The sequence below is a fragment of the Campylobacter concisus genome, assembly GCF_003048615.2.
Lineage (GTDB): Bacteria > Campylobacterota > Campylobacteria > Campylobacterales > Campylobacteraceae > Campylobacter_A > Campylobacter_A concisus_C.
In genome coordinates, this window is the sequence record NZ_CP049263.1 from 375245 (window position 1) to 389916 (window position 14672).

18 protein-coding genes are annotated in these 14672 nt (G+C 40.1%); all 18 read left to right on the plus strand.

Annotated features, from left to right (window positions below):
* The first annotated feature begins 346 nt into the window (after positions 1-346).
* Genes CVS89_RS01970 through CVS89_RS02055 form a run of 18 tightly spaced genes read left to right on the plus strand, consistent with a single transcriptional unit; the run spans position 347 to position 14668 of the window.
* Positions 347-1030 (plus strand): ABC transporter substrate-binding protein, encoded by a 684-nt coding sequence (locus tag CVS89_RS01970; RefSeq protein ID WP_107848130.1) that lies wholly within the window; start codon positions 347-349, stop codon positions 1028-1030.
* Positions 1011-1532, plus strand: coding sequence for a 4'-phosphopantetheinyl transferase family protein (locus tag CVS89_RS01975; RefSeq protein ID WP_107848131.1), 522 nt, complete (start codon positions 1011-1013; stop codon positions 1530-1532). Before CVS89_RS01970 ends, CVS89_RS01975 begins: the two co-directional genes overlap by 20 nt.
* 25 nt (positions 1533-1557) lie before the next feature.
* Positions 1558-1935 carry a hypothetical protein gene (locus CVS89_RS01980; protein ID WP_232523996.1) on the plus strand — a complete coding sequence of 126 codons (378 nt, stop codon included), beginning with the start codon at positions 1558-1560 and terminating at the stop codon, positions 1933-1935.
* On the plus strand, positions 1922-3088 hold the full coding sequence (locus tag CVS89_RS01985) for a beta-ketoacyl synthase N-terminal-like domain-containing protein (protein WP_103613590.1): 1167 nt from the start codon (positions 1922-1924) through the stop codon (positions 3086-3088). Before CVS89_RS01980 ends, CVS89_RS01985 begins: the two co-directional genes overlap by 14 nt.
* Entirely contained in the window at positions 3085-3528 is a 444-nt protein-coding gene (locus CVS89_RS01990; protein ID WP_103613589.1) for a thioester dehydrase, read from the plus strand. Before CVS89_RS01985 ends, CVS89_RS01990 begins: the two co-directional genes overlap by 4 nt.
* Complete coding sequence (gene fabG / locus CVS89_RS01995) at positions 3521-4240, plus strand: 3-oxoacyl-ACP reductase FabG (protein WP_107848132.1); 720 nt, start codon at positions 3521-3523, stop codon at positions 4238-4240. The genes CVS89_RS01990 and fabG overlap by 8 nt, the downstream gene beginning before the upstream one ends.
* Positions 4240-5493 (plus strand): beta-ketoacyl-ACP synthase, encoded by a 1254-nt coding sequence (locus tag CVS89_RS02000; protein ID WP_107848160.1) that lies wholly within the window; start codon positions 4240-4242, stop codon positions 5491-5493. Before fabG ends, CVS89_RS02000 begins: the two co-directional genes overlap by 1 nt.
* 12 nt (positions 5494-5505) lie before the next feature.
* Positions 5506-5922: an excinuclease ABC subunit A gene (locus tag CVS89_RS02005; RefSeq protein WP_103581387.1), complete on the plus strand. Its 417-nt coding sequence runs from the start codon at positions 5506-5508 to the stop codon at positions 5920-5922.
* On the plus strand, positions 5922-6590 hold the full coding sequence (locus tag CVS89_RS02010; protein ID WP_107848133.1) for a beta-ketoacyl synthase chain length factor: 669 nt from the start codon (positions 5922-5924) through the stop codon (positions 6588-6590). Before CVS89_RS02005 ends, CVS89_RS02010 begins: the two co-directional genes overlap by 1 nt.
* Complete coding sequence (locus CVS89_RS02015; protein ID WP_233091268.1) at positions 6526-7326, plus strand: lysophospholipid acyltransferase family protein; 801 nt, start codon at positions 6526-6528, stop codon at positions 7324-7326. Before CVS89_RS02010 ends, CVS89_RS02015 begins: the two co-directional genes overlap by 65 nt.
* A complete protein-coding gene (locus CVS89_RS02020) occupies positions 7310-7567 on the plus strand; it encodes a phosphopantetheine-binding protein (RefSeq protein ID WP_012140381.1) in 258 nt (85 codons plus the stop codon). The genes CVS89_RS02015 and CVS89_RS02020 overlap by 17 nt, the downstream gene beginning before the upstream one ends.
* Before the next feature lie 2 nt (positions 7568-7569).
* Complete coding sequence (locus tag CVS89_RS02025; protein WP_012140380.1) at positions 7570-7815, plus strand: acyl carrier protein; 246 nt, start codon at positions 7570-7572, stop codon at positions 7813-7815.
* A complete protein-coding gene (locus CVS89_RS02030) occupies positions 7805-8350 on the plus strand; it encodes a hypothetical protein (protein WP_107848135.1) in 546 nt (181 codons plus the stop codon). The genes CVS89_RS02025 and CVS89_RS02030 overlap by 11 nt, the downstream gene beginning before the upstream one ends.
* Positions 8340-9896 carry an AMP-binding protein gene (locus CVS89_RS02035; RefSeq protein ID WP_107848136.1) on the plus strand — a complete coding sequence of 519 codons (1557 nt, stop codon included), beginning with the start codon at positions 8340-8342 and terminating at the stop codon, positions 9894-9896. The genes CVS89_RS02030 and CVS89_RS02035 overlap by 11 nt, the downstream gene beginning before the upstream one ends.
* Positions 9893-11503 (plus strand): glycosyltransferase family 2 protein, encoded by a 1611-nt coding sequence (locus CVS89_RS02040; RefSeq protein WP_107848137.1) that lies wholly within the window; start codon positions 9893-9895, stop codon positions 11501-11503. Before CVS89_RS02035 ends, CVS89_RS02040 begins: the two co-directional genes overlap by 4 nt.
* Positions 11500-11928: an acyl-CoA thioesterase gene (locus CVS89_RS02045; RefSeq protein WP_107848138.1), complete on the plus strand. Its 429-nt coding sequence runs from the start codon at positions 11500-11502 to the stop codon at positions 11926-11928. The genes CVS89_RS02040 and CVS89_RS02045 overlap by 4 nt, the downstream gene beginning before the upstream one ends.
* On the plus strand, positions 11925-12443 hold the full coding sequence (locus CVS89_RS02050) for a LolA family protein (protein WP_107848139.1): 519 nt from the start codon (positions 11925-11927) through the stop codon (positions 12441-12443). The genes CVS89_RS02045 and CVS89_RS02050 overlap by 4 nt, the downstream gene beginning before the upstream one ends.
* Positions 12440-14668 carry a hypothetical protein gene (locus CVS89_RS02055; RefSeq protein WP_107848140.1) on the plus strand — a complete coding sequence of 743 codons (2229 nt, stop codon included), beginning with the start codon at positions 12440-12442 and terminating at the stop codon, positions 14666-14668. The genes CVS89_RS02050 and CVS89_RS02055 overlap by 4 nt, the downstream gene beginning before the upstream one ends.
* The last annotated feature ends 4 nt before the right edge of the window (positions 14669-14672 follow it).

Genomic DNA, 14672 nt, shown 5'->3' on the forward strand with positions numbered 1-14672 from the left:
TGAAGCATGCACTTCTAACGTCGTAGGGGTTAGGGGATTGTTAAGGGGGAAGGGAGCGACTTCGTAATTCAAGCCTCTTCCCCCTTAACAAAGAAGAAAAAACTTTAAATTTCTAAAAAACTATTTTGCAAATTTTAAAATTCCATTCACCCCTAAGAATTGACTACTAAAATTTGGCTTCGCTTACAGCTTAGCTCAAATTTTAGAGCCGAAATTACTCGTTCATGAAATTTTAAAATTTGACATTTTTCTTTGTAGAACAAAGGATTATTTTGTGCATTTTATACTCGGCATTTGCATATAAAAGCTAAATTTCTTAAAATATGCCAAAAAATTAGGAGCAAAAATGCTATCAGGTGAGCTACTTAAAAGCCATTTTGCTAAATTTGATCTAGTGGCAATGCTTAGTGAGTTTTTTGAGCAAAGTTGTTTTGATAAAGAAAAATTTAAAGTACTTAGGCGAGATGGTTTTAAAAGCTTAGATAAGAGCCAAAGATATGAGCTTCTTAAAATAGCGGACTTTAAGGCGCATCTTGACGCCAAATTTCAGGGCTTTTTGCGTGAGCTGATGCGAAGCAAGATCCTCGTTGTAAGCGGCGTGGAGTATAAATTTGGCGAGCTTGAAATTTACACCTGCTTTGATGCTAACACCTACAAAAGATCGTGCGAGGCGGGCGAAATTTACTTTCACAACTTTGGTTTTGACATCTCTTTTAAGAGCGAGCCAGCGCTTTATGGCGGCATTTTGGTAAGGAGTTTAAAGCCATTAAAAGAGCGAAATTTCATCTTTGGACCAAGAAAATGTGCCTTGCATATCTTAAATAGCAAAATAAGTAATTTAAATTTTGATCTAAAAGAGGCTGATTTTAGAGAGGATGAGGTCGCTTTTACGCCAAGGATTAGATCGTTTAAAGATGAGAGTAAGCTTCAAAATGACGCTTTAAGGGCGGTTAGTGGCGAGTTTATAGAGGCACTTGAAAGTGTAAAAGAGTATAAAAAAAGAGTTGAAAATGCCTATAAAAAGGGGTGAAATTTATCTTTTTGTTGGCTTTGAGGCTGAGAAATTTAGCCAAAAGATGCTAGATAGAAAAGATCGCATGAAGCTAAAAAAATATCCAAATTTAGCAAATTCAAACTCATTTAAACTCTCTAGATATTTAAAATTTAGAGCAAAAAAACGGGGCAAAATTTGCCTATCTCACAAAGAAAATATCGCCGTTTTGGCTATCTCAAAAGAAAAAGTTGGCATTGATGTGGAGGAGCTAAAAGAGCGAAATTTTGACGGAGTGATCAAATTTTGCTTTAGCAAAAAAGAGAGCGAAATTTACGCGAGTGCCAAAGATAAAATGCAAAAATTTTATGAAATTTATACCGCAAAAGAGGCTGTGATAAAAGCCAAAAATTTAGCCTTTAGCGACCTTGCTAGCGTTAAATTTGACGAGATGGAGAGAAGATACTTGATTATTAATAATCTATTTATCATTTGCCTTGCATTTAAGCATTGCAAAGATATAATTGTTAAATTTTTATGATTATTAAACACTAAAAAGGCAAAAAGTGCTTGTAAAAAAGATAGCTATGATCCTTGCAGTAACGCTTCTAGTTCTTGGCTGTGCGAAGAAATTTGATGCGCCAAAGCTGGCGGATTTTAGCTTAAAGGCATTTGAGGTTAGTTCATCAAAAGGGCCGCTAATGCTTTACGTGCAAAATAGTGAGAATGAGTATAAATTTAGCCTTGTAAACGCACTTGGCGCGCCAGAAGCTAGGCGAGTTTTAAAGGACGGCACGTTTGCAAATTTGGGCTTCTTGCCACCAAATAGCGCCTACAACGAGCTTTTTATCAAGGTGCTTGAGATGATAAAAGATGAAAAAAATGAGCAAAAATTTATGATAGATGATCAAATTTATGAGGTAAAAAGCGTTGATATACGTTAGCAAACCAGCCATTATCAGCGCCGCAGGTAGCAGTAGTGATGAAAATTTAAGCTCGCTTTTAAGTGGCAAGAGATTTTTAAGCAAAAGCTCTGAATTTCACCCGCAAAATGAGTTTTTGGTGGGTAAATTTAATGGCGTTTTGCCTAGCTTTTTAAGCAAAACCAAAGAGCACTTCAAAACTCGCACCAACGCCTTGCTTTTAAGCACGATGCTAGAGATTGGTGATGAGATAAAAAGAGCGATAAAAAAATATGGCAAAAGCCGTGTGGGAGTAGTTCTTGGCACTACAACAAGCGGTGTTGAGGAGAATTTCGAGCCATTTAAAGGCTATATCGCGACTGGATTTTTTGATAAAAGCAGGTTTGGCATAAACAGAAACTGCCTTGCAAATGTGGCTGAATTCGTAAGTGACTTTTACGAGCTTAGCGGCCCAAGCTACTGCGTATCGACTGCGTGTACCTCGGGCGTTAAGGCGGTTATTGAGGCAAAAAGGCTAATTGAAAGCGAGCTTTGTGATGCGGTCATTTGTGGCGGAGTAGACAGCCTAAATACGCTTACGATAAACGGCTTTAACTCGCTTAGCATCCTAAGTAGCGCCCCAAGTCAGGCCTTTTCTAAAAATAGAGAGGGGATAAATATCGGCGAGGGTGCTGGGCTATTTTTGCTAAGCAGTGATGAAATTTCAAATGTCGCAGTCGCTAGCTCTGCCTCAAACTGCGACGCTTTTCATATGACGCAGCCTGATTTTAGTGCGAAAATGGCGGTAAATTGCATAGAGAGCGCGCTAAAAAGAGCTGGCATGCGCGGTGTGGATTATGTAAATTTGCATGGCACCGGCACGCAGGCAAATGATAAAATGGAGGCAAAAGCTGTAAATTTAACGCTTAATGCCACATATGCAAGCACGCTAAAGCCACAGATTGGTCACACGCTTGGGGCTGCTGGAGCAATAGAAAGCGCCATTTGTGCCATGCTTTGCATGGAGGAAAATAGCACCTTGCCGCCACACGTTTATGACGGCGAGTATGATGAGAGCTTGGAGGCTATAAATTTAGTAAAAAGTGGCACGAAATTTGACGTAAAAACAGCGATGTCGCTATCTTTTGCCTTTGGCGGAGATAACGCCGCGATAATATTTAAAAGAGTGAGATGATGATAAGTGATTATTTGCCGCACAGCAGCGCCATAACCTTGATCGATGAAATTTTGGAATTTATCCCTTGCGAGAGCATAAAAGTAAGAAGCGTGATAAATGATCAAAATCCATTTTTAGAAGATGGTAAATTTATGACGCAAAAGGCAATAGAGATGATGGCTCAAAGTCTTGGCATCTACGACTCCAAGATGCGTGAGCTAAGGGGCGAGAAGGCGATATTTGGCTTTTTGCTTGGCAGTAGAAAATTTGAAATTTTTAGGCCGTATTTTAAAGTGGGCGATGAGATAGTGATCGTCTCAAAGTGCTCCATTCAAGATGAGAGTGGATTTGGCGTTTATGACAGCGAGCTTTTTGTAAATGGCGAGCTTGGCGCAAGGGCGGTTTTAAACGTGATGAGCCCTGATGAAGAATTTGTAAAAAAGGCACTTAGTGAGTAAGAGAGTATTGATAACTGGATCAAGTAGAGGTATAGGAGCTAGCATCGCTAGGCGCCTTGCTGGTGAATACGAAGTGGTTCTTCATGCAAGAAGTAAGAGTGATGAGCTTTTAAAGATGGCTAGCGAGCTTGGGGTTAAATTTATGACATTTGATGTGGCTGACACTGCTGCGGCAAAAGAGGCCATAGAGGCTGATATGGAGGCAAATGGCGTCTATTATGGCGTTATTTTAAACGCTGGTATAACAAGGGATAATACCTTTGTGGGGCTAAGCGATGAAGAGTGGTTTGACGTGATAGATGTAAATTTAAATGGCTTTTACAACGTCCTAAGACCAGCGCTAATGCCCATGATAAGGGCTAGAAAGCCAGCTAGGATAGTGACGCTAAGCTCTGTTTCAGGGGTTATTGGCAATAGGGGTCAGGTGAATTACTCAGCTAGCAAAGCAGGCATCATAGGAGCTAGCAAAGCCCTTGCAGTCGAGCTTGCAAGCAGAGGCATAACAGTAAACTGCGTGGCACCTGGGCTTATAAAGACAGATATGAGCGAAGAAATTTTAAATAGTGACTTTTTAGACGAAGTGCTAAAGGCCATACCTGCAAAAAGAGCTGGCGAGGCAGACGAGGTGGCTGGACTTGTTAAATTTCTACTAAGCGACGAGGCTAGCTACATCACAAGACAGGTCGTCGGCGTAAATGGAGGACTTTGCTAATGCGTGTATTTGTCACAGGTATCGGCGCAGTCAGTGCTTTTGGCAACAGCTGGGATGAGATGAGGGCTAAATTTCTTGCAGGCAAAAACGCCGTGAGATATATGAGCGAGTGGGAGGACTATAAGGAGCTAAACACACGCCTAGCAGCACCTATCATAGACTACAAACACCCGCAGGAGTGGGACAGAAAACAGCTAAGAAGCCTCGGCAAGGTCTCAACTTATAGCGTACACGCGGCCGGACTTGCCTTAAAAGATGCTGGTTTGCTAAATGGCGAAGGCTTGCAAGCTGCAAATTTAGACCCAAGCGTGCAAGATGGCAGAATGGGTGTGGCAAGTGGCTCAAGCACTGGTAGCACCGACTCTATACTCGACATGGCAAAGCTAGTTTTGGATATGGATAGCGGCTTTAACGCAAATACCTACATAAAAATGATGCCTCACACCACAGCGGCAAATATCGCGCTATTTTACTCGCTAAAAGGGCGCATCATCCCTACATCTTCGGCATGTACGAGCGGTTCGCACGCCATTGGCTACGCGTACGAGAGCATAAAAAGTGGCAGCATAGATATGATGCTAGCAGGAGGCGCTGAGGAGCTTTGCGTGAGCGAGGCGTACGTTTTTGACAAACTTTACGCTACAAGTGTGAAAAACAGCACGCCAAATTTGACCCCAACGCCGTTTGAAAAAGATAGAGATGGCTTGGTGCTTGGCGAGGGGGCTGGATTTTTAGTGCTTGAAAGCGAAGAGAGCGCCTTAAAAAGAGGAGCTAAAATTTACGCTGAGGTCGTTGGCTTTGGCTCTACGTGTGACGGCACGCACATCACTAGACCACAAAGTGCTACGATGAAGGCGGCGATGAGCCTAGCACTTCGCGATGCAAAACTAGAGCCAAAAAGCATAGGCTACGTAAATGCCCATGCGACTGCGACAAAACATGGCGATATAGCTGAAAGTATCGCTACAAACGAGCTTTTTGGGGAGGACATCGCCATTAGCTCACTTAAAAGCTATCTAGGTCACACGCTTGGCGCTTGTGGCGGGCTGGAGGCGATCGCTAGCATAATGATGATGAGAGAAGAGCTATTTTTCCCAACTATAAATTTAAACCTAACTGATCCTGAGTGTGCAAAGCTAAACTACTTAAAGGAGCCAACGCCGATAAAGACGGACTTTGTGATGAGTAACAACTTTGCATTTGGCGGTGTAAATACATCTTTGATATTTAAAAGAGTAGATAACAAATTTTAAAAAGGATAGAAAATGAAAAGATTAGTTTCATTAGTTGCCGTTTTGGCATTTGCCTCAAGCCTTAGCGCGAGAGATGACGTGAAGTACCACTCACTAGACTTCTTAAATGGCCCAAAGGCTAAAGAATTTTTGCTACCAAACGTTAGCATCAGTTTTGGCACAGGTTACACTGGCAAGGTGATCGTAAAAGACCTAACGTCAAACAAAAAGACAAATGGCTTTAACAAAAGCGACGAAGAGGCATGCCAGATCGCACTTCTCTCTGCTCTAAAGTCATTTCAAGAAAGAGCGGTGAAAGAGGGCGGCACAAAGGTTGTAAATTTGACTGGATATTACAAAAAACAGCCATTTAACTCTAAAACTCAGTTTCAGTGCGGCAGCGGTTCTTTGATGTCTGGCGTCACACTAAGAGGCGACATCGCGAAATAATGAAATTTCAAGTTGATTTTTATGACGCTATAGCCTATGGCGAGATCAGCGAGGATCTGGCTAGATATAAAAAAGAATTTGATCTAGCAAAGATCCCGCCCATGCAAAGAAGAAGGCTAAGTAGTGCCGCAAAGTGCGCTTTTAGCCTACTTAGTAGTTTTGAGAGCATCGACATGCCAGTCATTTTTAGCTCTTATGAGGGCGAGATAAATCGCTGTTTTGAGCTAGAAACTGCGCTTGCAAAGGCTGAGCCAGTATCGCCAACGTCGTTTTCGCTCTCTGTGCATAACGCTATCTCGTCGCTTCTTAGCATCGAAGCTAAAAATCACAATGAAATTCTAGCCATTTCTTCTTTTAGCCCAGTAGAAGACGCGCTGCAAGCTGCGTTTTTAAGGCTAAATGACGGATATGAAAAGGTGCTCATCCTTGCCTATCATGAGTCTATATCGCAGAGCTATTTTGATGAGAAAAAGCCATCATTTATGCTAGCTCTTGTCGTCTCAAAGGCAAAAGATAAGAGTGTTTTAACTCTAAAAAGAGTGGAAAAAGAAGAAGAAATTTCAGAAAATTTACTGCAAAGCTTCATCGTAAATTTTGACCCAAATGTGGCAAAAACGTGGCAAAGTAGCAGTCATTTCGCGTCTTGGAATTTTAGCTATGAGCCTTAAAATTTTAAGAGCTGGATTTTTATTTTTCTTTTTTGCGCTAATTTGCATAAGCGGCGACCTTTTGCTAGTGCCAGTCGTGCTTTTGGGGCTAAATAAATTTAAATTTGTGCAAAATTTATGCCGAGATCTTGTTAGAGTTTCTTGGGGATTTTTTATAAAAGTTACTAAAATTTGTGGGTATCTGGACTATAAATTTGAGCTTAGCAAGCTAAATGGCGGCTCAAATTTAGTCATCGCAAACCACCCTTCGCTGCTTGATGTGGTCTTTTTGGTCTCAAAATTTAAAAGGATAAACTGCATCGTAAAGGGCGAGCTTGGCAAAAATATATTTTTATTTGCGGCTATTAGGGCGTGCAATTACATACCAAACACAAATAACGAGGAATTTTTACAAAAAAGCGTAGATGTTTTAAAAAGCGGCGAAAATTTGCTCATTTTCCCAGAGGGTACGCGCACGAAAGAGGAGATCATCTTTCATAAAGCAGCCGCATACATGGGCATAAAAGGCGCGTCTAATGTGGTTTGCGTTGGCATAAATATGGCTCCAAGAAGCCTTAGAAAAAATGAGCCATGGTACAAAACGCCAGATGAAAAGATAAAGTACGTCTTTAAGGAGCTAAAGAAATTTGAAGTTGGTGAGTTTTTAAAAGATAGGCCAAGCCCCGTAAGGGCCAGGGCGCTACACGAAGAGATAAGTAAAATTTATAAGGAGGAATTTAGTGAAAGAACTAGTTAATGAGATAAAAGAGCTGATCATCACAAGCTTAAATTTAGAGGATATGAAACCAAGCGATATCGACGAGAACGCACCGCTTTTTAGCGAGGGGCTCGGGCTTGACAGCGTCGATGCGCTAGAGCTTGGGCTTGCTGTGCAGAAAAAATATGGTCTCGTGCTTGACTCAAAGACAGCAAATTTAAAAGAGATATTTTTTAGCGTATCTTCTCTTGCAAAATACATTTACGAAAATAGGAAATAACAATGAGCGAAGTAGAAATTTTTGAAATTTTAAAGAAGGCTTTGATCGAGCTTTTTGAGATAGATGAGAGCAAGATAAAGCCTGAAACTAGGATATATGAGGACTTACAGATAGATAGCATAGATGCTATTGATATGATTGATTACATCAAGCGCCAAACTGGTTATAGACTGATGCCAGAGGACTTTAAAAACGTAAAAACGCTTGATGATATCGTAAAAGCCGTAGCAAAGAAATTTGAAGCATAAAATAGTAAAAGTAGCGCTAGTTTTAGCAAGCATCGCCTACCCTTTGGTGCTATTTTTTTGGCAAAAGGGTGCAACATTTATCTTTTGCGTGTTATGCGCTCTTTGGCTGGCTAGGGCTTATTTTGAAAGCGCTAAAACAAGGCAGGTTTGCTTAGCAGCTGGGCTATTTTTTGCAGTTTGTGCTATTTTTAGAAGTGTAAATTTGGCGCTTTTATACCCAAGTATCGTAAGTCTTGGCTTTTTGGCGGTATTTTTTTATAGTTTAAAGGGCGAGGCGGTCATAACAAAGCTTGCTAGGCTAAAAGAGAAAAAGATAGATGAAAAAGTCGTTAGCTACACAAGAGGGCTAACTAAAATTTGGTGCTGGTTTTTCGTTTTTAACGCAGTTTTTGCATTTGTTTTGGCGCAGTTTGAAGATAAAATTTACTGGAGCATTTACTGCTCATTTGTATCTTATATCTTGATGGGAGTTTTGTTTTTTGGCGAAATTTTATATCGTAAAATTTTTATTTTAAAGAGGGAAAATGGATTTTAAAAAGAGCCTAAAGGCATTTAAATTTGTAGATATTAACAAGGACCTTTACGAGTATGCAGCTACTTTTGGGGCAAATTTAAAAGAGAAAAATTTAAGCGAGATAGAAATTTATTTAAGCCAGAGCTTTGACTTTTGCACAGCTTTTTTTGGAGCGCTAGCTATTGGCGTAAAACCTATCTTGCTTGCAAAGCCGATATATAGCGGGGATAAATTTGTCATTAATGATGAAAATTTTGGTGATTTTTTAGACTTTAGTAAGAGCATGGAGCTAAAATTTGATCAAAATTCTACATTTTTTCTCCAGACCTCAGGCTCAAGTGGAGCTAGTAAAAATATCCAAAAAAGCCTTGGCGCGATGATAGATGAGGGACTATTTTTAAAAGATGAGCTGGGATTTAGCAGGGAGGATAAATTTTTTGCTAGCGTCTCGCACCAGCACATGTTTGGCCTTACATTTAAGATCTTTTTGCCGCTTATATCTGGAGCAAAGGCTGTTAGCAAGGAGCTAAACTACCCAGAAGCGATCTTTGAGCTTGATCTTACAAATTTAAGCTTTGTAACAAGCCCAGTCTTGCTTCAAACGCTAGTTTCTAGCCCAAGAGCAGCTGAAATTTCAGGGCTAAAAAACATCATCTGCGCAGGTTCAGCACTAAAGAGCGAGCTAAGAGCAAAGATAGAAAGCTTAAGTAGCGCTAGGATAATTGAAATTTATGGTAGCACCGAAACAGGCATAGTTGCTAGAAATTTAGGCGATGAGCTTTTACTTTTTAGCAAGGTAAAAGCGGGTCTTAGCGAGGACGAGGCGTTAAATGTGAGCTCGCCTTGGTGCGAGTTTTTCCAAACTAGCGACTGGGCACAGATAGATGGCAGCAGGCTCACGCTAAAAGGCAGGATCGATAGGATCGTTAAGCTAAACGACAAAAGGGTCAATCTAATAAGTATCGAAAATAAGATGTTTGAAAGTGGTCTTTTAAAAGATTGCTACTGCGACACGCATCCTAAATTTAAGCGTCTAGTTGCGCTTTTGGAGCTTAGCGAAGATGGCGTGAGGCTCTTTAGAGATAGCGGCAAAAAGGGCGTTGTAGCAAGGCTAAATGAGCTTTTAAGACCTGAGTTTAAAAATAGCGTTAGATATTTTAAGATAGTTAGTTCGCTTTGCAAAAACGCTCAGGGCAAGTTTTTAAAGGCAAATTTCAAGCTGCTTTTAGAAAAAAACGAGGAGCTTTCTTGGGATAAAAGTAGCGAAGAGGGCGTTTATAAATTTAAGACAAAGCTTAGCCCAGCACTTGGCATTTTTATGGAGCATTTTCCAAATTTGCCGCTTTTGCCTGGCTTTGTGCAGCTTGATTTTGTATTTAAATTTGCAAGAGAGCTTGGCGCAGAAATAGGCGATCAATGCGTGGTGGAGAATTTGAAATTTTTAAAATTTGTAAGGCCAAATGACGAGCTTTGTATAGAAATTTCACAAAAAGATGAGAAGATTTACTTTGAGATATTTTGCAACGGCACCAAGAGTGCTGGCGGTAGGATAAAGCTGGGCTTATGAAGACGCTCTTTCTCATACCATTTTACAACCATCCAGAAAAGATAAAAGCCCTTTGTGAGGCGCTTGCAAGATATGATCTACACATTTTGATAGTCGATGATGGCTCAGATGAAGCTTCAAAAAAAGCTTTGCAAAATTTGAGCGAATTTGGTGTAGAAATTTTAACTAGAGCGCAAAATGGCGGCAAGGGAGCTGCGCTAAAAGATGGTTTTAGGCACGCTTTGCAAAATGGCTACACGCACGCGTTTCAGATCGACGCTGACTTTCAGCACGACATAAGCGAGGTATCGGAGTTTTTGGAGCTTAGCAAAAGATATCCAAGTGATCTAATAATGGCTGATCCAATTTACGGCGAAGACGCGCCAAAGTCGAGGTTTTATGGCAGAAAGATCACAAATTTTTGGGTCAAGATCAACACTTTAAATTTTGACATCAAAGACGCGATGTGTGGCTTTAGAATTTATCCTCTAAAAGAGCTTGAGAGTGCGACCCTCCAAAGTAGCTCAAATAGAATGGAATTTGACATGGAGATCTTGGTAAATGCCATAAGATCTGGCGTAGAGATCAAGTGGATAGCGCTAAAAGTGAGCTACGAAGCTGGCGGCGTTTCGCACTTTAAAATGCTAAAAGATAACGCGCTAATAAGCCTAATGCACGCAAGATATTTTTTTACTTTAGCGCCATTTTTGCTTGGCAAAGCCTTTAAAGGACAAAAATATGCATGGTGGCAAAAGGGTGAGAGATCAAACGAATTTTTCCTGCGAGTTAGCCTATTTTTAACTAGAAATTTGCCTATATTTCTCATAAAACCTATCGTTATTATCGTCGTTTGCTTTTACTATCTCTTTTCAAAAGTTGAGAGAGAAAATATAAGAGAATTTCTTTTAAATGTAGAAAAATTTAGCGCTAAAAAGCCGGCAACTGGCGTTTTTAGTAACTTTTATGACTTTGGCATAGCAATATGTGATAAATTTCGCATCTGGCAAAATGGCGTGCTTGAAAGCGAGCTAGAGCTTAGTAAATTTAACAGCATCAAAGATGAGTTTGAAGCTTCAAAGCGTGGTAGGATCGTGCTTACAAGCCATCTTGGAAATGTAGAAATTTGCAAGGCGCTCTCACTTAGATCGCCAAATTTTCGCATGATCATCTTGGTTTATAGCAAGGGTAGTGAGAATTTTTATAAAATTTTAGAGCAGATAAGCAAGGGGCAGATCAAACTAATAAGCGTTGAAAAGCTTGATGCGGCTGCGATGATGCAGCTAAAAGAGGCGGTTGAAGATGGCGTAAATATCGGCATAATGGGCGATAGGACACCGTTTAATGGAGATAAATTTATAAGGCTTAGCTTCCTTGGCAAGGAGGCTAAATTTAACTACGGCCCATACTTGCTAGCTGGCATTTTGGGAGTAAAAATGAGCGCGCTTTGGTGCATAAAAAAGGGCGATAAATTTGACATTGAACTAAGTGATATCGCTGATGAGATAAAGCTTAGCAGAGACCGCAAGGCAAGCGTCATGCCATACGTGCAAAGCTATGTAAGGCAGCTTGAAATAAGAGCGTGCAAGAGCCCATCGCAGTGGTTTAACTTTTTTGATTTTTGGAGATGAGAGTGGAAATTTCACACGTTAGCACATTTAAAGTGGCGTTTTTTGACGTTGATAGCATGGAGGTGATGTGGCATGGCAACTACGTCAAGTACCTAGAAATGGCGCGTTGCGAGCTACTTGACAAGCTAGGATACAACTACATCGCTATGAAAAAAGATGGTTACGCCTTTCCTATCGTAAAACTTGACGTAAAGTACGTACGCCCAGCCTTTTTTAACGACGTCATAAAGGTCACGACGACGCTTAGCGAGTGCGAAACGTTTTTGAAATTTCACTACCTTATAGAAAATGAAAAGGGCGAAAAACTAAGCGAGGCAAATACCGCCCAAGCTGTCATCGAGATGAAAAATTTACAAACTTGCTTTGAGATGCCAGAAGCCCTAAAAAAGGCGCTTAAAGCCTACAATGAAAAGGAGAAAAGATGAGAAAAATAGCTCTTTTTTTAGCCATTTTTATATCTTGCTTTGGCTATGAGCTGGATGAGCTTAAAAATATAGTAAAAACAGATAAAGTAAGCGGAAATTTCACACAGACAAAGAGTCTGGCTGGCTTTAACAAAAGTATAAAAAGCACGGGCGAGTTTAGGCTCGAAAATGGCGGTCTTTACTGGGATACGCTTGAGCCTGTTACTTCAAAGGTTTTTATAAATAAAGATGGCATTTTTAAAAACGAAAATGGCAAGCTTGAAAAGACGAGCGCAAATTTTGATGAAAAGCTCTTTTTAGCTATTATCAGCCTCGATGAAAACGAGCTTAGGAAAGAATTTGACATAAAGACAAGTGGCAGCCTAAAAGAGTGGAGCATAGAGCTAAGCCCTAAAAATTTACTCTTTAAACAAATTTTTAAATCCATAAAGATAAGTGGCGATGAGGCGGTAAAAAAGATCGAGCTTGACGAGGTAAGCGGCGATAAAACGCTAAATGAGTTTAGTATAAAATGAAAAAACTAGCCACGATCTTGGCTTTTATCTTTGTTTTTTTAGCCTCGCTTGGATATTCGCTTGCGAGCCTAAAAAACGTCCAAACTGATATATTTTCACTGATAAATTTCAAAGACGCCAAGGAGGCAAAGGTGCTAAAAGAGGTGCAAGATGAGATAGCATCAAATTTTTTGGTACTGGTAAATTCTAAAGAGCTAGCCAATGACGTGCAAAGCTTGGCGCTTAAAAGCTCGCTTTTTAAGAGCTTTGAGGCGAACATCGACGTAAATTTAAATGATATAAAAAGTGACATCAACCGCTCAAAGATCGCGCTTTTAAGTAGGGGTGATTTAGAGCTTTTAAAAAGCGATAAAAACGCCTTTTTCAAAAAGCGCGCAGAGGAAATTTTTAATAGCTTTAGCTTTAGGCTTTTAAATGTAAATGATGATTTTTTCTCGCTAAGTAGCGGCTTTAGCGCAAAAAATGGCAACGTAAGCTTAAATTTAGCAGATCTCATGCTTGAGGTAAAGGACGGTAAAAAGAGCTTTTTCTTGCTAAAAGGCGAGCTGAAAAAGGGAGCTTCGAGCGAGGGGTTAATAAAATTTTATAACGAGCTAAATGCGCTAAAAGTTGAGCAAAACGAGCTTTTTGTGCATTCAAGTGCGCTTTATCAGGCATTTTCAAAGCAAAAAAACGAGAGTGAGAGCCTTTATATGAGTGTGGTTTCGTTAAGCCTAACTGCTATATTTTTGATGCTTGCTTTTAGAAATTTGCGAATTTTTTATGTGATATTTATAGCTGCATTTGGCTTTAGCGTGGCATTTGCAGGCACTTTGCTCTGTCTAAATGAACTAAATATCCTTACTATTTTAATAAGCACGAGCCTCATTGGCCTTATGTTTGACTATGTCTTGCACTGGCTTAGCAAAAACGAGGGCGAAGCGATCAGGGCCAGCAGCATAAAAAATATGCTAAAAATTTTCTTGCTAGGCCTACTTATCACGCTTAGTGGCTATCTGGCTTTTACTTTTTCTGATCTTAGGCTGCTTAAAGAGGTGGCGCTATTTTCGGCATTTGCGCTAGTTGCTGCGTTTTTAGCTAGCTACTTTTTCATGCCTTTAGTCTTTGAAGGGGTGAAATTTTATAGATCAAAGGTTTTTGATAGGTTTTTAACTAAATTTTGTGATCTCTCAGGCGCGGCTGCTAGGCATTTGGGGGTTAAATTTCTAACTATCTCACTTATTTTGCTAGCTATTTTTCTTGTTTTTGATCTTAAAAATTTATCAAAAAGCGAAAACGTAAAAGACTACTCAAATATGCCAAAGAGCCTGCTAGCGGACTCTTCTTATATCTTAAGTCTAACTGGCAACAACCAAAACACGATGATAGTGACAAGATCTAATGGCGACATTTTGGGAGGTGAAAAGAGCCTTTTAGATGAGCTAAAAAAGAGAAATTTGATAAAAGATGAGAGCTCGTTAAGTGATATGTTTTTAAGTAAAAGCGAGCAGAGCGAGCTAAAAGAGGCCTTTAAAAAGGCGCTTGATGATGAGCAAATTTACGCGATTTATGAGAAATTTGGCTTTAGCAAAGATGAAGTGCGAAGTGAAATTTTAAAGGTTTTGGGAGAAAAAGAGCTTAGCGTGAGTGAAATTTTGGCTCTAAAATCGATGAAGGATTTTAAGAAATTTGTGCTTGATGAAAATGCAAGTGTGGCTTACGTGAGTGGCTTTGTAAAAGGGGCAGCAAGTGATGAGGTGCTAGAGCGCCACAACGCTTTTAGTCTAAATTTCGCTAGCTCGCTAAATGAGAGCCTAACTCAGGCAAAAGAGCTTGCACTAAAGCTGAAAATAGCAGCGCTTGTGGTCGCGTTTTTGCTGCTTTGGTTTTATTTTAGTGCGCTTATCTCGGCACTTGTGATGGGCGTCATCATCTTTGGCGTGCTTCTTACGCTCTTTATCTTTGCCGTTTTTGGTGTAAATTTAAGCATTTTTGGCGTCTTTGGGCTCATCCTTGCAAGCGCTGTTGGGATTGATTACATGATATTTGCGCTAAATGAGAGCCTTAGCGAAAAAGAGCGAATTTATGGGATATTTTGTGCATTTATCACGAGTTTTATCTCGTTTTTTACGCTCTCTTTTAGCCAGACCGCCGCTCTTAGCGTCTTTGGGCTAAGCGTTAGCCTTTGCGTACTGATATATGGGCTATGTGCTAGCATTTTGGCTTGTAAAAATATAAAAATTTAGCTTT